This is a genomic window from Pseudomonadota bacterium (assembly GCA_039028155.1).
Lineage (GTDB): Bacteria > Pseudomonadota > Alphaproteobacteria > SP197 > SP197 > JANQGO01.
In genome coordinates, this window is sequence record JBCCIS010000013.1 from 24,696 (window position 1) to 47,970 (window position 23,275).

At 63.4% G+C, this 23,275-nt stretch carries 23 protein-coding genes and 1 riboswitch; of the genes, 13 read left to right on the top strand and 10 right to left on the bottom strand.

Going from position 1 to position 23,275, the window contains the following annotated elements:
- Positions 1-118: 118 nt before the first annotated feature.
- From AAF563_09135 to AAF563_09145, 3 genes are all read left to right on the top strand, one after another.
- On the top strand, positions 119-490 hold the full coding sequence (locus AAF563_09135; protein ID MEM7121426.1) for a glyoxalase superfamily protein: 372 nt from the start codon (positions 119-121) through the stop codon (positions 488-490).
- 45 nt (positions 491-535) lie between these two features.
- Positions 536-1,237 carry a hypothetical protein gene (locus AAF563_09140; protein MEM7121427.1) on the top strand — a complete coding sequence of 234 codons (702 nt, stop codon included), beginning with the start codon at positions 536-538 and terminating at the stop codon, positions 1,235-1,237.
- 66 nt (positions 1,238-1,303) lie between these two features.
- Complete coding sequence (locus AAF563_09145) at positions 1,304-1,945, top strand: MSMEG_1061 family FMN-dependent PPOX-type flavoprotein (protein MEM7121428.1); 642 nt, start codon at positions 1,304-1,306, stop codon at positions 1,943-1,945.
- Here AAF563_09145 and bluB read toward each other — a convergent pair.
- The 4 genes from bluB to AAF563_09165 all read right to left on the bottom strand — a co-directional run bounded on the left by bluB (position 1,942) and on the right by AAF563_09165 (position 7,155).
- Positions 1,942-2,616, bottom strand: coding sequence for a 5,6-dimethylbenzimidazole synthase (gene bluB, locus AAF563_09150; protein ID MEM7121429.1), 675 nt, complete (start codon positions 2,614-2,616; stop codon positions 1,942-1,944). The genes AAF563_09145 and bluB overlap by 4 nt on opposite strands.
- Positions 2,617-2,666: 50 nt before the next feature.
- Positions 2,667-2,863, bottom strand: a riboswitch (cobalamin riboswitch).
- Between the two features lie 37 nt (positions 2,864-2,900).
- Positions 2,901-4,559: a choline dehydrogenase gene (locus tag AAF563_09155; protein ID MEM7121430.1), complete on the bottom strand. Its 1,659-nt coding sequence runs from the start codon at positions 4,557-4,559 to the stop codon at positions 2,901-2,903.
- Between the two features lie 51 nt (positions 4,560-4,610).
- Complete coding sequence (locus AAF563_09160; GenBank protein MEM7121431.1) at positions 4,611-6,038, bottom strand: amidase; 1,428 nt, start codon at positions 6,036-6,038, stop codon at positions 4,611-4,613.
- A gap of 103 nt (positions 6,039-6,141) precedes the next feature.
- Complete coding sequence (locus AAF563_09165; protein MEM7121432.1) at positions 6,142-7,155, bottom strand: aldo/keto reductase; 1,014 nt, start codon at positions 7,153-7,155, stop codon at positions 6,142-6,144.
- Between the two features lie 152 nt (positions 7,156-7,307).
- On the opposite strand from AAF563_09165, the gene AAF563_09170 reads away from it, so the two are divergent.
- A complete protein-coding gene (locus tag AAF563_09170) occupies positions 7,308-8,171 on the top strand; it encodes a LysR family transcriptional regulator (GenBank protein ID MEM7121433.1) in 864 nt (287 codons plus the stop codon).
- Here AAF563_09170 and AAF563_09175 read toward each other — a convergent pair.
- A complete protein-coding gene (locus tag AAF563_09175; protein ID MEM7121434.1) occupies positions 8,168-9,085 on the bottom strand; it encodes a LysR family transcriptional regulator in 918 nt (305 codons plus the stop codon). The genes AAF563_09170 and AAF563_09175 overlap by 4 nt on opposite strands.
- A 75-nt stretch (positions 9,086-9,160) precedes the next feature.
- Between AAF563_09175 and AAF563_09180 the strand changes: the two genes are divergently transcribed.
- Together AAF563_09180 and AAF563_09185 are read left to right on the top strand one after the other, a co-directional pair.
- Positions 9,161-10,111 carry a DMT family transporter gene (locus AAF563_09180; protein ID MEM7121435.1) on the top strand — a complete coding sequence of 317 codons (951 nt, stop codon included), beginning with the start codon at positions 9,161-9,163 and terminating at the stop codon, positions 10,109-10,111.
- A 249-nt stretch (positions 10,112-10,360) separates the two neighbouring features.
- Complete coding sequence (locus AAF563_09185; GenBank protein ID MEM7121436.1) at positions 10,361-10,753, top strand: hypothetical protein; 393 nt, start codon at positions 10,361-10,363, stop codon at positions 10,751-10,753.
- Here the strand turns inward: AAF563_09185 and AAF563_09190 are convergent.
- Positions 10,750-11,334, bottom strand: coding sequence for a hypothetical protein (locus tag AAF563_09190; GenBank protein MEM7121437.1), 585 nt, complete (start codon positions 11,332-11,334; stop codon positions 10,750-10,752). The two genes, AAF563_09185 and AAF563_09190, sit on opposite strands and share 4 nt — an antisense overlap.
- A gap of 211 nt (positions 11,335-11,545) precedes the next feature.
- Between AAF563_09190 and AAF563_09195 the strand changes: the two genes are divergently transcribed.
- Positions 11,546-12,433, top strand: a complete 888-nt coding sequence (locus AAF563_09195) for a DMT family transporter (GenBank protein MEM7121438.1) — start codon at positions 11,546-11,548, stop codon at positions 12,431-12,433.
- Here AAF563_09195 and AAF563_09200 read toward each other — a convergent pair.
- Entirely contained in the window at positions 12,430-13,116 is a 687-nt protein-coding gene (locus tag AAF563_09200; protein MEM7121439.1) for a cyclase family protein, read from the bottom strand. The two genes, AAF563_09195 and AAF563_09200, sit on opposite strands and share 4 nt — an antisense overlap.
- Before the next feature lie 171 nt (positions 13,117-13,287).
- Between AAF563_09200 and AAF563_09205 the strand changes: the two genes are divergently transcribed.
- On the top strand, positions 13,288-14,586 hold the full coding sequence (locus AAF563_09205) for an MFS transporter (protein MEM7121440.1): 1,299 nt from the start codon (positions 13,288-13,290) through the stop codon (positions 14,584-14,586).
- A 45-nt stretch (positions 14,587-14,631) separates the two neighbouring features.
- Positions 14,632-16,218, top strand: coding sequence for a class I adenylate-forming enzyme family protein (locus AAF563_09210; GenBank protein MEM7121441.1), 1,587 nt, complete (start codon positions 14,632-14,634; stop codon positions 16,216-16,218).
- A 10-nt stretch (positions 16,219-16,228) separates the two neighbouring features.
- Here the strand turns inward: AAF563_09210 and AAF563_09215 are convergent, their stop codons facing one another.
- Positions 16,229-17,257 (bottom strand): D-cysteine desulfhydrase family protein, encoded by a 1,029-nt coding sequence (locus AAF563_09215; protein ID MEM7121442.1) that lies wholly within the window; start codon positions 17,255-17,257, stop codon positions 16,229-16,231.
- Between the two features lie 65 nt (positions 17,258-17,322).
- On the bottom strand, positions 17,323-17,925 hold the full coding sequence (locus tag AAF563_09220) for an urea carboxylase-associated family protein (protein ID MEM7121443.1): 603 nt from the start codon (positions 17,923-17,925) through the stop codon (positions 17,323-17,325).
- A gap of 396 nt (positions 17,926-18,321) precedes the next feature.
- Between AAF563_09220 and ppk2 the strand changes: the two genes are divergently transcribed.
- Together ppk2 and AAF563_09230 are read left to right on the top strand one after the other, a co-directional pair.
- The gene (gene ppk2 / locus AAF563_09225; GenBank protein ID MEM7121444.1) at positions 18,322-19,230 is read left to right on the top strand and encodes a polyphosphate kinase 2; all 909 of its coding nucleotides are present in this window, start codon (positions 18,322-18,324) and stop codon (positions 19,228-19,230) included.
- Positions 19,231-19,481: 251 nt separating this feature from the next.
- Positions 19,482-20,687 carry a fasciclin domain-containing protein gene (locus AAF563_09230; protein MEM7121445.1) on the top strand — a complete coding sequence of 402 codons (1,206 nt, stop codon included), beginning with the start codon at positions 19,482-19,484 and terminating at the stop codon, positions 20,685-20,687.
- A gap of 243 nt (positions 20,688-20,930) precedes the next feature.
- Here AAF563_09230 and AAF563_09235 read toward each other — a convergent pair whose 3' ends face one another.
- Positions 20,931-21,833, bottom strand: coding sequence for a LysR substrate-binding domain-containing protein (locus AAF563_09235; protein MEM7121446.1), 903 nt, complete (start codon positions 21,831-21,833; stop codon positions 20,931-20,933).
- A 168-nt stretch (positions 21,834-22,001) separates the two neighbouring features.
- Between AAF563_09235 and AAF563_09240 the strand changes: the two genes are divergently transcribed.
- Positions 22,002-22,337, top strand: a complete 336-nt coding sequence (locus tag AAF563_09240) for a hypothetical protein (protein MEM7121447.1) — start codon at positions 22,002-22,004, stop codon at positions 22,335-22,337.
- A gap of 117 nt (positions 22,338-22,454) precedes the next feature.
- Positions 22,455-23,264, top strand: a complete 810-nt coding sequence (locus tag AAF563_09245) for an isocitrate lyase/phosphoenolpyruvate mutase family protein (GenBank protein MEM7121448.1) — start codon at positions 22,455-22,457, stop codon at positions 23,262-23,264.
- The last annotated feature ends 11 nt before the right edge of the window (positions 23,265-23,275 follow it).

A 23,275-nucleotide genomic window follows, 5' to 3' on the forward strand; every position in this document is an offset into this window, starting at 1 on the left:
CGCATGAACGCGGGCGATGCCTGCATGGGCCTTGGCGTGCGCGGGCATTGGTGTTTCCGTTTGTTGGCCCGCGTCAACAGCCATAGGCTTGCGCGCCCTCATCGGACGGGAGTTCTCCATGGTGACGTTTCAAAGCTCGACGCCGGTTCTGCGCTCGGCCGACTATGACCGAAGCCGTACTTTCTATAGGGATACACTGGGCTTCCGCGTGATCGAGGAGGGCGGCGATCCCCCGCGTTTCGGCATCTTTGCCCGTGATCGCGCGACCGTCTTTGTGAACGCCTGGGATGGCGGGCCGCCGCCGTCGCCGGGCGGCTGGGACGCCTACATCCATGTCGACGACGTCGATGCCCTGCATGAGGCGGTGAGCGCGGCCGGCGCGAACGTTACCCGAACGCCAGAAGTAACGGTCTACGGCATGCGCGAGTTCGAAATTCAGGATCCCGACGGCAACGTGCTTTGCTTCGGCGTTGACGCCGAAGGCGCGTGAACAACCCGGGCTTGCCAAGGCGGTAGAACCGATCCATAATTGCGAATGCATGTCATTCGCATAAACGAATCCTCGGATCCCATACGCTTCGATCGTGACGCGAAGGCCGGGCCCGTTGCGTCGCACGCCGCCTGTCCGGCGAACAAGCGATCCGGACCGACCGGCGAGCGCGAGAGCACGGTTCGCCCCGACGGCAGGCGCAGAAACGGTGGACCGCCGCGCGACCGCCGAGCGCCGCTTAGGCCAAGCGATTTCGCCACGCTCGCGGTCCTGGGTGTGGTGCAGGAGGGTTTCGCCGCCTTTGACGACATCATGGCCGCTGCCAAGGCGCTGGCCGAACCGGACTGGCAGCCGACCGTCGATGTGCTGGCCGCCACCCTGACCCGTGCCCTTGACGACGCGCTGGTGCAGGAGACCAATGCCGGCTTCGCCCTTACACCGGGCGGCGCCGACCGATTGCAGGATCTGTTGGAGGCGCCGCCGGCCTCCTCGCGAGGTGCCGCGGCGCGCACGGCCGCCGCGCTCAAGGTCTGCTTCCTGGGCGTGCTCGACGAATCGACCCGCCAGGACGTGCTGGACGAACTTATCGGCCTTCACCGCCGCGATCTCGACGCGCTCATCGAAGGATGCGCGGGATGCCCGGCCGCAGGTGTCTGCCCGAGACTATGGATCGCCCGCGAAATCGCGCGTATTAAGAGTGAGATTGCGTGGCTGTGCGATCTAAAGGAGACGTTTCCCGCGCTCTGACCGTGGCCACGCCACCGGAAACAAACAGTATGCCGGCCGGCCTCGCGCTGGCGGAGGAGTGCTCCAATGAACGATATGTCGAACGGCCGCTTCAGCGACGTGGTCACCGATGCCGAGGAGTTGCGGGGCATCGTCGGCGAGATCTATCCCGCCGCGGTGACCAAGGTGATCGATCACTTGGATGAGTTCTGCGTCGATTTCATTCAGCACGCGCCGTTCTTTGTCATCGGCTCAGGCGGCGGCGAGCGCGATGTCGACGTGTCGCCAAAGGGTGACCCCGCCGGTTTCGTGAAGGTCTTGGACGACAAGACGCTGGCCATTCCCGACCGGCCTGGTAACGCCCGCATGGATACGTTCCTGAACGTGCTGGACAACCCCCGGGTCTCGATGATCTTTCTGGTGCCAGGCCGCAAGGACACGCTGCGCGTGATCGGCAAGGCGCAGATCGTGCGTGACGAAGCGCTGCGCCGGAGCATGATCGAGCAAGGCAAGGTGCCGGAGCTCGCCATGGTCGTCCATGTCGAGCGCGCGTTTTTCCACTGCGCCAAGTGCATGGTGCGTTCGAGCCTGTGGGATCCCAAGGGCTGGCCGGACAAATCCGGTATGCAAAGCCTGGGTGCGGCCCTGGTCGCGCACTCCAAGCTGAAGGAAACGGCCCAGAAGGTCGACGAGGTGTTGGAGGAAGACGAGCGCGAGGGTCTCTACTAGCCGCGCCACGTTTCCGCAAAGATCAGGTCGTCCAAGGGCGTGCGCTTCGCCCAGCCTTTAACCTCCAGCTCAGGCTGGGTATAGAGTGCATCGACATAACCCAGACATAGATACGCGACGATCTCGATGTCGTCGGGGATTTCCAGAATCGCCTTCAGGTCCGCGTCGTTGAAAATGCTGACCCAACCCATGCCGATGTTCTCCGCCCGGGCCGCCAGCCACAGGTTCTGGACCGCGCAGACCGTACTGTAGAGATCCATGCTGGCGTTGTGGGTTCGCCCCAGGACAACATCGCCGCCCCTCGATCGGTCGCACGTCACGCAGATGTTGACGGGCGCCTGGCGAATGCCCTCAAGCTTCAACGACCGGTAGTGTGACTGACGGTCGCCGGCGAACATGGTGGCGGCTTCTTCGTTTGCTTTCGAAAAGGCGCGCCACAGACGTTCGCGTTGGGCGCGGTCACGAATGACGATGAAGTTCCACGGCTGCATGAAACCAACCGACGGCGCGTGGTGCGCCGCGTCCAGCAGCCTCAGAAGAACCTCGTCGGAAATCGGGTCGGCCAGGAACTCGTTGCGCACGTCGCGGCGCGCATAGATGGCCTTGTAGACGGCGTCTCGTTCGCGATCACTGAACGGTTCCACGGGAGCAAGCACGGGCGTTTTCTGCATTGTCTGGTCCCCAACAACACATGAATGCGCCTGCTCTGCCGTCCACGCGGAACGAGGCTATGATGTCTGGCCGGTCTTCTGACTGAGGTTCATCTGATCAGCGCGCCTTCCCGGAAATCTCCAGTGGCATCTCGCGCGGACCATCACCTTCACAGCGGTGGGCACGTGCCGGAGTTTCACCGGCTTCCCGATTCTCCCGCCCGGTCACAAGATGATCAGGGCAGGCACCAGACGCGGAAATGTGCACACGGAACCGCGCCGAGAGCAAGACCCAATGGTGCCGTTTAGACCCCAGCCGGCGCCACCGGACGCTCCGGTGCCAAGGGTTCGTGCCCGCGGATCAGATCGGCGGCGCGTTCGGCGATCATGACGACGGCGGCGTTGATGTTGCCGCTGGTCAGCCGCGGCATGACCGAGGCATCGACCACGCGCAGGCCCTCGGTGCCGAAGACCCTGAGGTCCTGGCCGACGACGGCGCCGGGATCGCCGTCGACACCCATGCGGCAGGTGCCGAGCGGGTGATGCACGGTGATCGCGGTGTTGCGGATGTGGTCGTCAATCTCCTCGGCCGAGGTCTTGCCGGCGCCCGGCAACACCTCGGCTTCAACGAAAGGCCGCATGGCGGCTGTCGCGGCGAGGCTACGCGCGATGTCCATGCTGGTGCGCGCGACGTGCCAGTCCTTGTCGGTGCCCAGGAAATTGGAGTGGATCAGCGCCAGCGCCGTCGGGTCGTCGCTTGCGAGTGCGACGCGGCCACGGCTTTCCGGTTGCAGCGAGACCGCGCGGAACACGAAACCGTCGTTGAACGGCTGCTTGAAGGGTTTCAGATAGGGCCAGGCCGGCAGCGGCGCGGCGGTGAACAGCATCTGGATATCGGGCACCGGCACGCCCGGGTCCGACTTCAAGAACGCGGTGATGCCGCCCGGCACGTCTGCGGCAAAGCCGGTGCCGCTTAGATAGGCACGCGCCATGTTGAGGGCGGCGCGGTCGTATCGCATGGCTTGAAAGAATGGGCTGGGCGGTGCCTTGCGCCGATACATCACCATGACCGATACGTGGTCCTGCAGGTTCTGCCCGACGCCCTTGAGATCGGCCCGCGTGGCGATACCGTGTTGGGCCAGATGGTCGGCGTCGCCAATGCCTGACAGCATCAGAAGCTGGGGCGCATTGATGACGCCGGCGGTGATGATCACCTCGCGCTCGGCGAGAATCTCATAGGGCCAGCCGTTGCGCCGGACCTCGATGCCGGTGGCGCGCGGACCGTCGAACAGGATCTTGGTCGTCAGCGTCTGGACCTCGACGGTCAGGTTGGGGCGCTTGAGCGCGGGTCTCAGGTAACCCGTCGCGCCGCTGCAGCGCCGCCCGTCCTTGATCGTCATCTGCAGACGGCCGAAGCCTTCCGGCTGGGCGCCGTTGTAGTCCTCGGTCCAGGCATAACCGGCATCCGCGCCGGCGCCGGCGAACGCGTCGACCAGCGGATCCTGGTACTTGCAGGTCTGAACGCCGAGCGGGCCGTCGCCGCCGCGCCAGGCGTTTTCGCCACCTTCCCAAGTCTCCTGCTTCTTGAAATAGGGCAGCGCGTGGGCAAAGGACCATTGGTCCAGGCCGGCGGCTGACCAGCCGTCGTAGTTGCCGGGGTGGCCACGCACATAGGCCATCGCGTTGGTCGAGGACGAGCCGCCGACGACCTTGCCACGGGCGCATTCGACGCGGCGCCCGGCGACGTTGTCTTCCGGCTCGGAGAAGTACATCCAGTCGTGCAGGCGCTTCTGCAGGATCTGGCCCCAGCCGAGCGGGACATGGATCAACGGATCGCGGTCCCAATCGCCGGCTTCGATCAACAGCACGCGCGCCGCGGGGTCTTCCGACAGCCGGTTGGCAAGCGTGCAGCCCGCCGATCCGGCGCCGACAATGATGTAATCGTAAGCTTCCTTTTTGGCCATGGCGCGCAGACTAGTTCAGCCGCCCGGCAATGAGAAATACCATGGCACCGGTCACGGCAACTTCGGCTGTGATGTCGAGTCCTGATAGAGCGCCGTCTCCTGTTCCAACGCGTGTGCGACACGAAAGACGCGGGCGTCGTCAAAGGTACGCGCGACGAGCTGAACGCCGGTCGGCACGCCATCTGTGGCAAAGCCGGACGGGACGGCGAGCGTCGGGCAGCGCCCGAACGCGTCGAAGTAGAAGGTCATGACGACATCGTGGGGCTCCAGCTGCTGGCCGTTGACCGTCACGCAAGGCTCCAGGTCGGACCCGTCGGCCGGGATCGCCGTTGTGGCGACCGTCGGGCAGATGAAGACGTCATAGGCGTCGAGCATCGGTCCGACATCGAGCCAGGCGTGGCCGATCGCTTTCATGCATTCGTGGAACATGCGCGGCGTGACGCTGGCATTCATTTCGGCGAAGGCACGGGTGTAGTCGCAGACCAGGTCGGGATGGCGCTCGACCGCGTCCAGAAAATCATCGGCGTAGATCAGCCCGCCCCAACTGCCGGCCTTGGCGAAGACCTCCGGCGCCCAGTCGGTCTCGACCTCCTCGACGTCCGCGCCCAGGCCGCGTAGCCGGTCGACCAGGGTCAGCGTGTTCGCGATGACGTCGTCGGCAACCTCGTGAACACCCAGGGTCAGGGAGTACGCGATCTTGGTACCGGCTATCGATTCCGGTTCCAGCGGCAGGGTGACACGTCCTCGGACACTCGCGTGGTCGAGCGGGTGGTGGCCGGACATGACGTTCTGCATCAGGGCGGCGTCGGCGACCGCGCGTGTCATCGGGCCCAGGTGCATGAACATGTCGAGGTTGAGGTCAGGGCTCTGCGGGTTGCGTCCGTAAGGCGGCTTGTAGCCGATGACGCCACACATCGACGCGGGCATGCGTATCGAACCGGCGCTGTCGGTGCCGGTCGCGATGGTCGTCGTGCCCGCCGCCAGCGCGGCCGCCGAACCGCCGGACGATGCGCCCGATGTGATCGCCGGGTTCCAGGGATTGCGCGTGGTGCCGTGCAGCCGCGATGTGCAGATCCACGGCCAGACAAACTCCGGACATGTCGTTTGGGCATGAACGATCGCGCCCGCGCCGAGCAGGCGTTCGATCGAGGGCGCGGTGTGGTCGGCGATCCGGTCCTTGAAGATCAGCGAGCCCAGGGTCTGCGGCTTGCCCTTGATGGCGGTGTCTTCCTTGACCGCGAGCGGCAGACCCTCGAGCCGGCGAAAGCCGCCGCTGCGCGTCATGTAACGGGCCTCGGCCTTCTTCGCCTTCGCCATGGCCTCGTCGAAATGGCGATGGGATAGCGCGTTGACTGTCGGCTCCGTCGCGTCGGCCCGGTCGATCAAGGCCCGCAGCAGTTCGACCGGCGACAGGCTGCGATCTTTGAATCGCGCTAGCGCTTCGGTCGCGGAGAGATAGCAGAGCTCTTGATCGGACATAAACGGACATCCCTTGAGAAGAGGCCGAACGGCGCGCGAGAAGATGAGTGCGCCGTTCTAATACGCCTGCGGCCGAAGGCCAAATGGCCGGTGCCCCGTTCGCTCAGCGCTCCAGAATGGTGTCGATCTCCGCCATCTGTGCCGGCGTCAGCGGGCCTAGCGCCATGGCGCCCGCATTCTCCGTGACTTGCGCCTCGGTGCGCGCGCCGGGGATCGGCACGATCGTCTGGTCGCGTCCCCAGATCCAGGCGAGCGCCCCTTGCGCGGCCGTCCGTCCACCACTGGTCAGGATCTCCTTGATGGCGTCGAGCTTCGCGATCCAGGCCGCCGACGCGTGTCCGCCGTCATCGAAGTAGCGAAGCCATGTCGGCGGGTTGCTGCGAATATCGTTGGCGGGCAGCTTGCTGCCGACGGTGAACTTGCCGCTTAAGAAACCCATGGCGAGCGGGACACGCGCCAAGGCGACAAAGCCGCTGCCGCGGCAGGTCTCGACCATGGCCTGTGCATCCTCAAAGACATTCATGTCGAACTGCGCGGCGGCGGCATGGGGTCGGCCGGCGAAGCTTCGCGCGCGTTCGGGATCGTCGGTGCTCCAGCCATAAGCGCGGATCAGCCCGTCCTGGCTCAAGCGCTCCAGCGTGTCGGCGACACCGACGGCATCATCGGGCGCGAGGTCGCCGAGATGAAGCTGGTAGAGATCGATCCGGTCGGTGCCGAGTCGCTGAAGCGACGCCTCGCACGCATGCCGGATGTAGGTTGGACTGATATCGGTGCCGGTCAGTTCCTTCGTTGCGTCGTCATAGGTGTTGCCGAACTTGGTCGCGATCAAGACGTCATCGCGTTTGCCGGCAAGTGCCGCGCCGAGCACCCGTTCGCTATGGCCGGTGCCGTAGACGTCGGACGTGTCGAACAGGCTAATGCCCAGATCGACGGCGGCATGAATGGCGCGGGTCGATTGGCGATCGTCGACATCGCCGTAACCGAGCGGCGCGCCGGTCGGGTAGTGACAGCCTTCGCCGCTGAAGAATGGCCCGCCGATCGCCCAGGTGCCGAGCCCCATCATGCTGAGCGGTGGACCTTCTCCCCCGAAACGTCGTGGTTCCCGATGCGCCGTCATCTGCAGCCTTTCCCAAGGTGTGGCGTAAGCCGTGAAGGATATGTTTGCATTTCAAGTGTGGAATGTTCCTATTGCCAAGGAGGCCGATTATTGTGGGGTTTCGGTGAAGAGGGAAGAGTCAGAAACGAAGGCTGACTTTCATGAATGAAACCATGAATTGGAATGATCTGCGCCTGTTCGTGGCGGTCGCCCGGTCCGGCGGACTGGCCGGTGCGACGGCGGCTTCCGGCGTCAGCGCACCAACGCTCGGCCGGCGCATGACGGCGTTGGAACAGGCCCTGGGGGTTACCCTGTTTGCGCGGCATCGCGACGGCTACGACCTGACCGCCGACGGCCAGACGCTTTTGGAACTGACCGCGACAGTCGAGCAGGGCGCCCATGCGGTCGAACGATGGCGCGCGGGCTTTCACGACGCGCCGACGGTCCGGATCGCCGCGGGACCGTGGACCAGTCTGTTCATCGCCCGGTCGCTCGCCGCCTTGACGTCGCGGGCCGATGCGCCGCCCGTGGCCGTGATGGCCGCCGGCGGTACGGTCGATCTGCACCGGCGAGAAGCACAGATCGGCATTCGCAACCGGCGGCCGGATAGTGACGGCCTGGCGGCGCGACGTCTGGGGCCCGTTGCTTTTGCCGTCTATCAGACGCCGGAACCGGTCGATAACAGTCATGTTGGATGGATCGCGTTGACGCCACCCGGACCGCCACTGCCATCCGCCAGCTGGTTGGAACAACGATTGGAGGGACCGGCGACCGTGCAGTGCTCAAGTGCCGATTGTCTGCTTGCGGCGGCGAAGGCGGGTGCGGGACGTTGCGTGTTGCCGTGTTTCATTGGAGATGTGGAACCGGATCTCGAACGCGCCACGCCAGTGATCGCAGAATTGACCCATGACCAATGGCTGGTCGTGCACGACGACGATCGGCACACCAAGCCGGTAAGGCGCGTGGTCGACTGGCTGGCGTCGCTGATCCGCGAACACCGGCCGCTCTTCGCCGGCAACCAACCCCAAGACACCTAGAGGCTGGGCGCGCGCTGCTTGTCGCGGTGTTCCGCCAGGAAGTCGATAAACAGGCGTAGCAACTCCAGACGCCGGTTCTGCTCGGGGTAATAGAGATAGAACGGCGGTAGGGTGGTGACGTAGTCATCGAGCACCGTCTCCAGCGCTCCCGCCTCAAGATCGTCTTCGATGACCGAACGCAGCGACCAGCCGATGCCGTTGCCGTCGCGCACCGCCTGCATGACCGACTGCATGCTGTCGAAGACGAGCCGCGTCGGCGGGTCGACGGTCTTGACCTGGCCGTCTTCGACGAACTGCCAGTCCCAGATACGGTTGGCGGTGACGAAGCGGTAGCGCACACATTTGTGGTTCAAGAGGTCGCGCGGATGGGCCGGCCGTCCGTGAGTGTCGAGATAGGGCGGCGCCGCCGAATAGCTGGGGGTGAGGGGACCGGTCTGGCGCACGGCGACCATGCCGGTGGTCAGCCGGTCGCCCAGGCGAAAGCCCGCGTGGAAGCCATCCTTGACGACATCGACCAGGCCTTCGTTGATGGAGAGGTCCAGACACACGTCGGGATAGCGCGCCTGGAAGTCCGCGAGGACCGGCGCAATGATCATCTTGTAGGCGCTGCGCGGCAGGGTCAGACGCAAGGTGCCGGTGTTCGATTTGCCGATCACCCGCGTGCCCTCGACCGCGTCGATGATCTCCTGGAACGCGGGTGCCGCCCCGGTCAGCAACGTGCGGCCGGCTTCCGTCAGCTCGATCGAGCGGGTCGTGCGCACCAGAAGATCGACGCCGATCTTGCGTTCCAGCGCCTTTAGTTGGTGGCTGACCGCAGGCGCGCCGACACCCAGGGAACGCGCGGCCGCGCGCAGAGAGCCCTCGCGCACGATGGCCAGGAAGACTTCGATGCCGCTGATGGGTGTGCGTGACATTGTTCAAATTTTTTCAGTAGTCTGATGCTGGATCAATAGCTGTTTCAACAATGTGGATTTGCCTATGGTGGCCGCATGGTGAAGCCGCAATCCGTCATGACGGGCGCGAGAGAGCACGGCCAGCGCGATCGCATCGCGCTGGGTATCGTGCTGGTGCTGTTGTCGACGCTCTTCACATCGTCAACGGATGTCGTCTTCAAGTTCGCCAGCGACAGCGGTTCGATCTGGCAGTACTTCGTACTGCGTTCCGCGCTTGCCATTCCCGTCCTGCTCGCGATTGCCTTCGTGTGGGGTGAGGGAGCGCCGACCTGTTCACGCGCGCTCAGGCCGTGGCCGATGACGCGTTCGTTGCTGTTCGTGTTGATGTTTGTCGCGACGTATACCGCCCTGCCGTTCATCCCGTTGGCGACGCTCGCGGCCGGCCTTTACACAGCGCCACTGTTCGTCGCGGCGCTGTCGGCATTGCTGATTGGCGAACCCGTGCGGTTGCGCGGCTGGTTCGCCATCGCCATCGGTTTCGCCGGTGTGTTGCTGATCTTGAAACCGGGTACCGACTCGTTCAGCTGGTTTACCGTGCTGCCGGTTCTGGGTGGCCTCTTCTATGCGCTTCAGGCTCTCGTCACACGCACCAAGTGCCGCGCGGTGCCGCCGGCGACACTCGCGGTCTCGGTTAACGTCGCGCTGGTCGCGATGGGCGCCGTGGTGAGCGTCCTTCTGATTCTGGCGCCACCCGCGCCGGAGAGCGCGGCGGCGTTGCCGTTCGTACTGGGACCCTGGCAGGTCCTTGGCCCGCTTGAATGGGGGTTCGTCGTCATTGTGGCGGGCCTGATGGTCGCCAACAGTCTGGTCGTGTCAGCGGCCTATCAATCCGCGCCGCCCTTCATCATCGCGACGTTCGACTACAACTACCTGGTCTTCATGACCGTCTTCGGCCTGCTTTTCTTTGCCGAGCTCCCCGATCCGCCGACCGTGGCCGGCATGCTGATGATTGTCGGCGCCGGCATGCTGGTCGTCCGCCGCTCCTGACGCGCCACTAGAGACAATCACACGACGGCGGATCATGGTTAGGTTGATCCGCTTAAGGGTTCCTCCTCGCCATGTGAACCCGCTGTTGATCTACAGGTCGAGCAGATGCACCTGGCTTGACGGAATCGCGAATCGATTCCACCAAATCGGGATCTACTCTAAGCATTTGGGGTGATTGGCGTGCGGCCCATTTGCCCCCATATCTGTTGCCGGACAAACACGCTTCGATCCCATGGCCGGCATAACGACATGAAACGACCGAATTTGAGACATCGAGCGCTAGCCGGCCTGACAGCCGTTCTTCTGACCGCGATGGCGTCCGCGCCGGCCTCGGCGCTTTTCCTGACGACCTATGGCGATTTCGCCCGCATGTCGCAGGCTGAGCAAGCGCAGATTGTGGAAAGCGCGATCTATGAGATGATCCAGTACCTCCACAACACCAAGCGCGAGGACAGCAATTCCATCTGCGTCGCCCGCTATTTTTCCGGCTCTTATGGCAGCGACGAAGGCGGTTATGGCGACCTGAACGACGTCCTCGACGACATGCGCGAACGCTACGACGCCGGCACGCTGGGCGACGGCGAGGACTCCCATGTCGAGCGCGCCGTGCTGAAACTGATCAAGGACAAGTGCGGCGTCTAGAGCAGACGCTTGAACAAGAACACCCCGACCTCATCGATGTAGCCGAGGTCTTCGGCTGCGATCGTTCCGATCGTTTCGCATCCGATCTTTTCTAACGATGCCTGGCGCCATGGCGCGGCGAGCATGAGCGCCATCTTGGCGCCCAGCTCCTTGGCGAGCTCACTGCGGCGCGCGTCCAGTCGGTGGGCGAAGCCGTGGTGCCGGTCATGCGGCTCAACGACGAGGCGGCCAAAGAAGGCATAGGGCAGGTCAGGCTGCCAATCTGGAAAATTCTTCGGGATAGACGGTTCGGGAATGTCCTCGAGAGAGTCGTGAAGACTAAGGCGGGCCGCTCCCGCAATCTTGGTCGGGTCGTCCAGATCCATGATGGTCAGGTGATAGGCCTTGTGGTCAACGGCATCGATCCAGTCCTCTAAGGTGCGCCTGTGCGCGTTGCTCGACTTATCGACATAGGGTTGCCATACGCGCAACCGCAATGCCGCGATCTCATGCAGCATGTCCTCCGTTACGTCGCCGGGGCGGTAGACATGAACGTCAGTTGACTCAGCGCCGTCGTGCGGTTTGATGTCGTGTATGTGCATGCGCGCGTGGCAATCCTTTAGGATGGAAAGCTTGAGATGCCGCGACCGGGGCGCGGTTCGTTCAGCCTTATCCATTGGGCCGTCATCATGCCTGACGGTACATGCAATGCAACGTTGGGGGCGACACAAGATTGCTGAGAAGATCCAAGACATGATCGGCGTGGATTGATCGGGTGCCAGACCGGCTATGAAGAGGGGTGAGCGCCATAACATGACGCCGGCGCGCGACGACGCGCCGGTTGCGGGCGCCTTATGGGTCCTGGCCGGCACGACGATCATGGCATGTCTGTCCCTTTTGGTTCATGTCGTCGGCCGCGACGTCAACAACGCCATGATTCTGTTCGCGACCTACATCGTCGGCAGCGTGTTGCTCTTGCCGTTCGCTTTGTGGAAACGGGTGTTGTTCGTCCAGCAAGCGCCGATCGGCCTGCAGCTTGCGCGCGCGATTGCCAGCATTGCGCAGATCGCCCTTTTCTTCATCGCGCTCAGAACGGTGCCTCTCGTCGATGCCGTGTTGTTGCGTGCGTCCGCGCCCATCTGGGTGCCGATCCTGATGCTGGTGTTCTGGCGCCAGGCGATGCCGCCGCGCATGTGGCTGTTTATCGCCGCCGGTTTCATCGGTGTCGCATTGGTCCTGCAGCCTTTCCTGGTCCCCATGACGGTCGGCTATGCGTTGGCGCTTGGCGCCGGCATCGTCTACGGGCTGCAAAGCGTGTTGAACCGCAAGCTCGACGAGGCCGGTGAGCCGTTGCTGCGCACGATGACGTTGATCTTCGTCGTCGGTGCGTGCCTGACCGTCGTGCCCGCCGCGGTCGATTGGCAGACGCCGTCGCCGACATCGCTGGTCATGCTGGCCGTGATCGGGCTCAGCGCGATCGCATCGACGACCGCGATCGTCATGGGGTTCAACTACGCGCCGGCGTACGTCCTGGCGCCTTTCCTCTACTTTTCCGTCGTCGTCTCGGCGCTACTGGATTGGCTCGTTGTCGACCGCGCGCCCAACCTCATGACGATCGCGGGCTGCGTCGTCGTTGTCGCGGCCTGTGTCGCGATGACGCGCACGGCCAGACATGTGACCGAGAAGGCGTCGGAGTCCTAGAACACCAGCGCCGCCGCGCGGACCGGACAGCCGGTGCCGTCGCGCATGTTGAGTGGCAGGCAGACGAACAGGAAGTCCTTGCCGGCGAGCTGGTCGAGATTGCACAGCTGCTGGACCATGCATACGCCCTTGGTCAGCCACGCCGCATGGGTTGGCCACCACCATTCGCCGGGATCGTCCATGCCGATCAGATCCGTGCAGAAGATGGTGATGCCGCGGCCGACCAGCCATTCGGCGACCTCGGTCGGCACATAGGGACGGTTCATGGCGAAGCCCGGCTTGCCCCAGTCCTTGTCGGCGCCGGTCCAGCACACCGTTGCCTTGCCGGGACCGAGTTCCTGGCCGGATGCTTTCTCGGCTGCCTCGAAATCGGCGACGGTGATGGCCTCGCCGTTTTTCTTGTGCGTGAGGTCAAGCAGGTGGCCGGGCAGGATGAGTTGCTCCAGCGGCACCTTGTCGACACCGGCGCCATCGGGATCGGAGTGCAGCGGGACATCCAGATGGGTACCGCAGTGTTCGGGCATCAGGATCATGCGCGCTTCCATCGACATCTTGCCGCCGGTAATCTCCGAGAGATAGGCGTGGTCCTCGGTAGTGAAGAAACTCACCTGGCCGCCGATGTTCGGCATGTTGGAATACATCTCGTGGCTGAGATCGACGATCTCGCGAATGGCCGGCACCATGGTCTTGCCCCCTCTTTCATGCGTGCTGAACAGGCAGTCAGCTTACACCGCGTCACGCCGGGACCGAAGCCGCAGGCGCTCAATTCGCAGGGATGATCGGCTTGTGGTACCGTCCAATGGTTGCCGGATGTCTCACCGAGAGCCGGCAAGATTGTATGATCTGTCGAGCCCATGAGCGAAAGCGCCGCCCAACCGTCAACGTCGTCTCCCGTCAACTACCGCGTCATCGTCACCGTCATCTTCGGCAACACGATCGCGTGGGCCGATTTCGCGCTTTATGCCTATTTCTCACCGGTTCTCTCGCGCGTCTTCTTTCCGTTCAGCAGTTACGAGACGTCGCTGCTGCTCTACTTCGCGATCTTTGCCGTCAGTTTCGTCTTCCGGCCGCTGGGCGCGATCATCTCAGGTGCCTTCGCCGACCGGCACGGCCGCAAGAATACGCTGCTCGCCACAGTCATTCTCTCGACACTCTTCACGACGGCGATCGGTTGCATGCCCGGTTACGACACGCTCGGCGTCGTCTCCATCATCCTGCTGTTTCTGATCCGCATCGGGCAGACCATGGCGATCTCGGCGGAGCCGACCAACTCGACGGCGCTGCTGCTGGAGTTTCATCCCAACCTGAAGAGCCGCGGATTGATTTCCAGCAGCGTCATGAGCGGGGTTTTCTTGGGCTTTCTTCTGGGCATCATGTCGTTCTTCATCATCACGACACAGCTGAGCGACGCGCAGATCGCGAGCTGGGGCTGGCGCATACCGTTTGTCTCGTTCCTGCTGATCGGCGGCGCGGTGTCGTGGTTGTTATCGTCGGTCGAGGAATCGCCGGTGTTCCTGGAGCACAAGAAGAACGACACGCTGAACACCAACCCGATCAGGTCGTCCTTGTTCTCCCAGGTCAATCTGCTGTTCATCTCCTTCGGCTACGGCATCTTGATGGCGATGGGTAACTATTTCGCCCTCGGTTTCCTGCCGTCGTTCCTGACCCACAACATCGGGTTGAGTCTGGAGAAGGCCAACCTGGCGATCGTCTTTTGCCTGGCGGTCGCGACGGTGTTGATACCGATCTGCGGGTTCATATCCGACCAAACAGGACGCCGCCCGGTCATGGCTGTCGGCGCCGTGCTCTTCATTGTCCTGAGCTATCCGATTTTCGCGCTGATCAGCACCGGCAACCTGACCTACATCATCATTGCCTGCGTGATCTACGGCATCGCGCTGGCGCCGACCGCATCGATCCTGACGACGGCGATCGCGGAGATGTTCCCGTTTGCGACGCGGTGCACAGGCGGCGCGATCGGCTACAACGCGGCGCTGACGATCGCTGGCGGATTGACACCAATCATCTGCCAGTATCTCTACGCCTGGACCGACGACATCTTCTCCTTGGCCTACTACATCACCTTGCTGGCGGTGGTGCATCTGATGTTCATCATCTTCTCGAAGGAAACGAAGGACAATGCGGTCAGCTAACGCGCGCCCCGTGGCTCCCGCCCTCAGCACGATGCGTTTGACGTCATGCCGTTAAGCGGACCGCGTCTTGAGCGCCCGGTCGATCTGCCGCGTATCCTGGAACGCGGGCTGGCGGAAAGACCGGACGAACTGGCGCTCGTGTCGCTGCGCATGCGTTGGACATGGCGTGAACTTGACGAGGCAAGCACGCGTCTGGCGCTCAACTATATGGCGCGTGGTTTGGAGCCGGGCGACCGCGTGGCATCGCTGCTGCCGAACCGGACCGTTCTGATGGTCCACTATATCGCCTGCTTCAAGGCGGGCTTCGTGGCGATGCCGCTGAACTATCGCTATACGCCGCCGGAGATGGACCACGCCATGTCCGTCGGCGGCGCGTCGATGCTGGTCGTCCATAGCGAGCGCGAGGACGATGTCGCCGCGAGCAGCGAGGCGGCGAAGCTGCGCTGTGGCACTATCGTGGCGGCTGGTACTGTTGGTGACAGTCTCGCCGTCGAGGCGCTGCTCGCGGAAGCGCCGCCGGAGAGAGATCTACCATACCCGGATCCCGATACGCCGGCTTTCGTGCTTTTCACGTCCGGCAGCACGGGCAAACCGAAAGGCGCAACGCACACTTTAAAATCATTCGGTTACCTCGTTGCCAGCATAGCGCGGGGCATGGAGTTGAGTGCGGACGACGTCTTCATGGCAGGTTCATCCATATCCCACATGGGTTCGCTGAAGATGGCGCTTGGCATTCTGTCGGTTGGCGGCCAGCTGGCCATCGCACGCAACTTCGATCCCGATGAATTTCTGCCGGTCCTGCGTGAGTTCAGGCCAACAGCAGCGTTTGTCCTGCCGGCCGCGCTATCGGCGCTTATTCGCGATCACGGCGCACGGCCTGATGACTTTGCGTCTCTGCGTCTATTGTTGTCCGGCGGCGATACGATTCCCTCGGACCTGGAAGATGAGGTCGCCCAAGTGGCGGGTTTGCCGATCGACGAGCTGTTCGGCATGACCGAGGCAGGGACGGCCTTTTTGAACCCGCCGTCTGGCCTCATTAAAAGAGGGTCGGTCGGCCTCCTCAATCCCGGTTACGTGGCGTCGCTGCGTGACGAAGAAGGGCACGAGGTGCCGAACGGATCCGACGGTCGCTTGTTCCGGAAGGGCCCAGCCGTCATGACGGGTTACTGGAACAACCCCGACGCCACTGCGGAAGCACTGCAGGACGGGTGGTACGATACCGGCGACATCCTGGCGGTCGACGAAGACGTCTACTTTTGGTTCCGCGGCCGCAAGAAACAGATCATCGTCCACGACAGCTCCAACATTTCGCCCCTGGAGGTCGAGATGGCGGTGCTGACCCATCCGGCTGTCGATCTGGCCGGTGTCGTCGGCGTTCGCGATGCCATCCATGGCGAGAATGTCTGGGTCTACGTCACCATACGCGATGGCTTTGACCGGCCGTTAAGCCAGGAGATCATCGAGGCCGCGCGCCAGCAGGTCGGGTATAAGGCGCCGGAAGTTGTCGTCGTCATCGACGAGATGCCGCTTAACCCAACCGGCAAGGTCGATCGCGAGGCGCTGAAGAGAATGGCGGCTGAACGCGTGTCGGCGGCGCATGTCCACGGTGACGCGGAGAATGCGCCGGGGTAACGGTGTCGCGTCAGTCCTGTCCTTGCGTCAGATCGCTGCCGTAGCTGAACAGGGCTGGTGTCCCGCCGGTGTGCCAGAACAGCAGCGACTGGCCGGACGCGGCCCGTGACGCGTGGTCCAGGAAAGCCGCCATGACCTTGCCGGTGTAAACGGGATCCAGGATCAGGGCTTCCTCACGCGCGGCCCGTTCGATGGCATCCTTTGTCGCGTCGTTCAGCAGGCCGTAACCCGGTGCCAGGAAACGGTCGTCGAGTTGGATGTCGGTTTCCGCCACCGGCGATGATACGCCCAAGAGGCCGGCGATCTCGCCGCACCGCGCGGCGATCCGGCCGTGTTGCGCATGGGCGTCACGGCGCACGCAGACACCATGAACCCCAATTGTTGAGCCTATCGCGCGCAGGCCGAACAAGAGGCCCGCATGGGTACTGCCGCTGCCTGATCCGACGACAAGTGTGTCGACGGACTGCTTGGCATCGCGAAGCTGTTGGAGCAGTTCGCGCGCGGCGACTACATAACCCAACGCGCCGAGCGGTTTGTGACCGGGCGCCAGATGGATGACATAGGGCCGTCGTCCTTTGTTTGCGAGATCCGTCGCGAGAACCTCGAGTTGCCGGTCGGCACCTGATTCGTCTTCGCCCTTGGGGTAGGCGTGGAGCGTCGCGCCGAGCAAACGATCGAGCAGCACGTTGCCGGACTCACGATAGAGCGGATCATCGCGCACCACCCGTTCTTCCAGTTGGATGTGGCACTCCATGCCCAGACTGCGCGCCGCCGCGGCGGCGAGGCGCACGAAGTTCGACTGGCGCGCGCCGGTGATCAGAATCGTGTCGGCGCGCCGTGCCTGCGCCTCGCCCATGTAGAACTCGAGCTGGCGGACCTTGTTGCCGCCGAAGGCAAGGCCGGTGCAGTCGTCGCGCTTGACCTGGAGCGTCAAGCCGTCAAGCCCGCGCGCCAGGTTCGCCATCTGATCGATGGGCGTTGGTGCGTGGCCAAGGTGCACGCGGGGCAGGGCATCCAGGCAACCGAGTTCGGTAGACATGCAGGTGAGTTTAGGGGTGGCCGACCCCGTCGTCGAATGGACAGCGCCATGCAAGCCACCCAACCTCAATGCAGTTCGACGAGGATCTCCGTCGGGCCGTCGGGTGAATTGATGTTCCATCCCGGGCCGGTGAGGTCATAGGGACAGGACGAGATGGCGCACAGAAGATCCATCCGCGCCTCCAGCACGACATAGGCGCCGGGCTTCGCGACCGGCGTCGCCGGTGTCTCGAAGATGAATCCGTCGGTGACCGTGGTTGTCGTGAAGAAGTTGACGGCGGGCGGCGGGATCGGGACCTGGTGACCAAGCTCCTGCATCGCCTCCATGAGATTCCCGATGCAGCTTCGGTGGTCCTTATCGCCGAACTGCGCATAGCGGATGGGATCGCACGGCGCGATCAGCAGGTCGTGGATCCCCTCGGCGCCATCCTCGATGAAGTCGAGCATGGGCTCGCGCATACGGCTCAAGAAGGTGTCGCCGACTCTGGGGTGCAGCGCGCGTGTTGGCATCCACGTGTGCAGCGGCGACAGCCAGTCGGTCATGTCGCCGTCGCGGAAGGCGAAGAAGTCAGCGGACTGCTGGCCCTTCGGTGTTGTAACGCGAAGGCGCTGGCCCTCGGAAAGCTTGAACGCGCGGCCATGCCCGGCCGGCACCGTGATCGACTCCATCACCATCTCCCTAGATCGGTTCGGGGCGGTTAGACGAGACACCGGCTAGACCGCCCAGGCTAGCGATACTGCACGGGGCAGCCCCGCGCCGCCAGGGGCAGTTTATCGGCGACCCTCGCTCGTTTGCCGGCGCGTGTTGGCATGATGTCCGAAGCTGACCATAATGCGAGTTCGCGAGGAACCTCAGATGGCCAGAATGGGCGGCATCACGGCATCGCGATGCAACGCCCGTGGTCGCTGGCTTCGTGTGACCTGACGCAAATCGGTGGCGAAAGCCGATCGCTTTGCTGCCGGTCACACAATGGATGCAATGTTGTCATAGGTTCTGCTTTCGGGAGCACGGCGACGCTTCTCGGATTCATCGCGTACCGAACGGAGCAGGGGAAGAACGAGAGTATGAACAAGCCGAGGGAACAGAGTTGGGTCGAGGCGGAGCTGCAAGATAGCTTTGATGAAGAGCTCGAGATGGAGATTGATGACGAGCGTATCGCCCGAGAGCTCAAACAGATCACCGATCTCAAGCACAAGTCGACACTTGACCGGCGCACCTATTTCCACGAGCTGCTGCGTCTGCAGGCCGAACTGGTGAAGATGCAGGATTGGATCGTCGAGACCGGCTACAAGATGGTCGTGATCTTCGAGGGCCGTGATGCCGCCGGCAAGGGTGGCGTTATCAAACGCATCACCCAGCGCCTGAACCCGCGCGTCTGCCGCACGGTCGCGCTGCCGGCGCCAAGCGAACGCGAAAAGTCGCAATGGTACTTCCAGCGATATGTGCCGCACCTGCCCGGGGCGGGCGAGATCGTGCTGTTCGACCGTTCCTGGTACAACCGCGCCGGCGTCGAGAGGGTCATGGACTTCGCATCGTCGGACGAGGTCGACCAGTTCTTCCACGACGTGCCGGAGTTTGAGCGCATGCTGGCGCGCTCCGGCATCAAGCTTATCAAATACTGGTTCTCGATTACCGACCAGGAACAGCAACTGCGCTTCTTGATGCGCATCCACGACCCCTTGAAACAGTGGAAGCTGAGCCCGATGGACCTGCAGTCGCGGGTGCGCTGGGAGCAGTACACCAAGGTCAAGGAGGAGATGTTCGAAAGAACCAACATACCGGAGGCGCCGTGGTTCATCGTCGAGGGCGACGACAAGAAGCGGGCGCGGTTGAACTGCATCAACCACCTGTTGCGCCAGATACCCTATGCCGACGTTCCGCACGATCCCGTCGTCTTGCCCGACCGGGTCTCCAATCCCGACTACGAGCGTAAGGTCCTGCCGGATAATCTCTACGTCGAACAGACCTACTGAGGGAGCACGCCCGGCGCGCGAATCGCGTCCGGGCGTCATCGTCCTATCACCGGATGGACAGTCGGACGGGCGGTCGATTTACACGCGGTGAACGGGAAATCACGGGCGTGCAACTTCCGTTCACGCCTGCGCATTTTTTTGGCGTAAAACGTCGGTGTTCACGGCCTTGTTATGACTGGCTGTGATCCGCGGTGATGTTTCCGACCTACGCTCGTTCTGGGGAAGGTCATTTCCACTCAGGGAGTGCCTTGATGAGCAACACGATTGGGGACATTGTCCTCGCCAATTCCGGTGGCAACGGTCTGCAGGCTTTCGACATCCTTCTGGCCGCTCTGCAAACCGCCGATCCGGATAGTACGGGCTTGGTGAACGCGGCGTTCGATCCAACCCAAAACCTGACCGTTTTCGCGCCGACCGATGAGGCTTTCATCGGCCTGGCCCGGGTCTTCGACCCATCGGTCAACACCGAGGCCGAGGCGACATCGGCCCTGGTCGCGGCATCCGCCGCACTGTCGCCGGCGGATGATCCCGCCGCTTTCTTGCGTGGCGTTCTGGAGTTTCACATCTCCGTCGGCCAAAAGTCGGTCAGCGAGATCCAGGCGCTTGATTCGGTCCAGACACTGGCCGGCACCGATCTGGTTCCAGACGGCAATACCCTTGGCGATCAGGAGCCCGGTCTTGCCGATCCCGCCTACGTGCCGGGCCTGACCGATCTGCCGGCCGATAACGGTACGGTGCAGGTCATCGACGGGGTGTTGAGCCCGGTCGACTTCACCTTTGCCGACGGCGGTTTCGTGTGGACCGGCCGAGGTTCCGACGCGGTCATCGGCAGCGATGCCAGGGAGAAGATCTTCCTGGGCAGCGGTGACGACTTCGCCTTTGCCGGCGGCGGCAACGACAAGGTCTTCGGCGGCCGTGGCGAGGATCTGATCAATGGCGGCGACGGCCGCGACTGGCTCTCAGGCGGTCGCGACAATGACTATGTCAACGGCGGCGATGACCGTGACTACGTTTTCGGTGGCCGCGGCGACGACACCGTGCTTGGCGGTGACGGCAACGATTACGTCAGCGGCGGGCGCGGCGAGGACATTGTCATTGGCGGGTCCGGCAACGACTATCTGAAGGGCGGACGCGATGCCGACATGTTTGTCTTTAACCCGTTCAACCCGGATGAGGGCCATGATGTCGTCAAGGATTTCAGCCTGAAGCAGGGTGACAAGCTGGTGCTGGATCTTCGCGGCGGCGATCCCGACGTCCTGGCCGATATCCAGGCGCTCAACGATCCCGGCAAGGTCGAGGTCAAGGATCTGGTCGACGCCGGAGTTGTGACCTTGGGCGAGACCCGGTTCCACAGCCTGGAGATCGAGCATCCCGGCGGCACCATCGAGCTGCGCGGCGTCTCCGCCGACATCGACGTTGCGACGCTGGAGACCGCGGTCGAGTTCTGGCTGGCCTGATCCGGCGAGCGAGCCAACCAAGGGGCCCGGGACGGCGTTGTCGTCCCGGGCCTTTTTTCGTTCGTTGATAACGTTTGATCCCGCAGTGTCGGCAGTCGGCTCGCTGAGGTCGCGGTCAACGGTGGGGCACGACGCCCGGTGCTGCCGAGTATTGTGGAACATCTGTTGTCTTGCGTTTTGTTGCGGTGGCGGTTGCGCGGCGACAACAAGACGGAAACAGGGTCACAAGCTGAACGTGGTGGCTTAGGTGGCTGCGGCAATCAACCAGTCCTGAAACACCTGGGCATGGGTTGACGGGATGCGCTCCTTTCTGACCAGCAGGTAATAGCCATCCCGTGTCGTTAGCGTGTCAGCAAGGGGGCGGACCAGATCGCCGCTGTCGACCGCGGCGTCAATCAGGTGTCTCCAGCCAAGCGCCACACCCAGCCCATCGCGCGCCGCCTGGATGGCCAGGGGATAGGTATTGACCTGGAGATGGCGCTGCTCCGGTAGGGGACCGATGCCTGCTTCGGTCAGCCAGATGCGCCAGTTGACCCATTCATCGTGACCGGCGGCGACGTCGATCAAACGGTGGTTCAGCAGATCAGCGGGCGAGGTCAGCGCCGGCGCCGTGGCCAAATAGCCTGGGCTGCAGACCGGGAAGATCTCCTCGTCCAACAGCCGGTGCGCATGGTAGCCGCTCCAATTGCCGTCGCCGCGCAGGATGATCATGTCGACATCCTCCGACAGACAATCGTCGTCGATATCGGATGAGAACAAGACGACGTCGCAGGTCGCATCGACGTCGGCATAGGACTTGATGCGCGGCAACAGCCACAGGGTCGAGATGGAGTGGGTCGCCGCGACCGACACCCTTTCCTTGTGTGGGGTTTCGCGGATGTTGCGAGCGGCGTTGGCGATATGGTTGAGCGCGATCGTGACCTCTTCGAGGAACATCCGCCCTTCCGCGCTCAGCTGGACGGAGCGGTGGCCGCGCATGAAAAGTTGCTGCCCGAGGCTTTCCTCCAACAGGCGGATCTGGCGGCTGACGGCGGCCTGCGTCAGGCTGATCTCGTCGGCAGCGGCTGTGAAGCTGCCGTGACGTGCCGCCGCCTCGAAGGCGACCAGAAGATCCAGCGGCGGCAGGTCTTTGCGCAGGCCTCGCATAACGTCCGTTAACCCCTTGCCCCAGCATTCATCGTTTCACCGCGCCGCCTGTCCGGTGCCAGGCTGGCCGGGTCACGTGAACTCTAGTGACAGGCCCGGCCGGGGGCAATTCGACGGGGTGTCGCGCCGCCGCCGGGCCGCTTCTGATCAAAGAAGGAGGACGGACCCGTGGCACCGCGCTTCGTTTTCACCGATACCGCATCGACACCGTGGCAACCAAGCCCGAATGCCGACGGTGTCGAGGTTATGGCCCTGGGCACGGTCAATGGCCAGACCATGGAGCTCTACCGGTTCGCACCTTTCACCCCCTATCCCGACCACGTGCATGAAGCCCCGGAGTTCGTCTACATGATCGAGGGCGAGGCGACCCAGAACGGCAAGCTGCTGCGGCCGGGCTGGGCGAGCGCTGCCGAAACCGGCACGATGGACAAGGATTTTTGCAGCGGTCAGGACGGCTGCACGTTTCTGACGGTGTACGGCGCATCGAACTTCGTGAAGGCGTAAGCGTCTGGTCAAGGCGCTGCGCGGTGTTCCTGCAACCTCGCTGTCAGCACTCCTGGCATAACGCTGTCAGGAGAGGGAGCCTAGACTGCCTGCCACGATCGAGAGGGAGTGGCGGCAATGGGTCAGACTGTTGATACGTTCCGCGCGCTGCACGAAGCGCCGGGAGCCTTCATCATACCCAACCCCTGGGATGCTGGCTCGGCACGGCTGCTGGCCGCCATCGGCTTCAAGGCGCTGGCGACGACCAGCGCCGGCATGGCGCATGCCCATGGGCTGCGCGACGGCGCGATGACCCGCGATCTCGTGCTGGACCACTGCCGCACCATCGTCGCGGCGACGCCGCTGCCGGTGTCGGCCGATCTGGAAAAGGGGTTCGGCGACAGTCCCGAAGCCGTTCACGAGACCATTCTGGCCGCTGCCGAGATTGGTTTGGCCGGCTGTTCCATCGAAGACCACACCGGCGATCCCGCTGAACCTATCTTCGATCACGATCTCGCGGTCGAGCGGATCGCCGCGGCGTCGCAGGCCTGCCGCTCGCTTGCCGACGACTTCGTGCTTACCGCGCGCTGCGACAGTTTCCTTTGGGGCGGCGATGATCTGGATGCCGTCATCGCACGTTTGCAGGACTTTCAGGCTCCCGGGGCGGACGTGCTCTATGCGCCCGGCATCAACGATATCGCGATGATCCGCACCGTGTGCGATGCGCTCGACAAACCGGTCAACGTCACCGTTGAAGCGATGGACGCGGCAGTCGACATGGAACGGCTGGCCGAAGCCGGCGTACGGCGCATCAGCATGGGTTCGGCCCTGGCGCTGCTGTCCTATGGCGCTCTGCTAGCGGCCGCGCGGGAGATGGCCGAGCACGAAACGTTCGGATTTCTGCGCGACATCCCCGATTTCGCGGAGGTCGACGCGTACTTCCGCTGATCGTCCGCCGC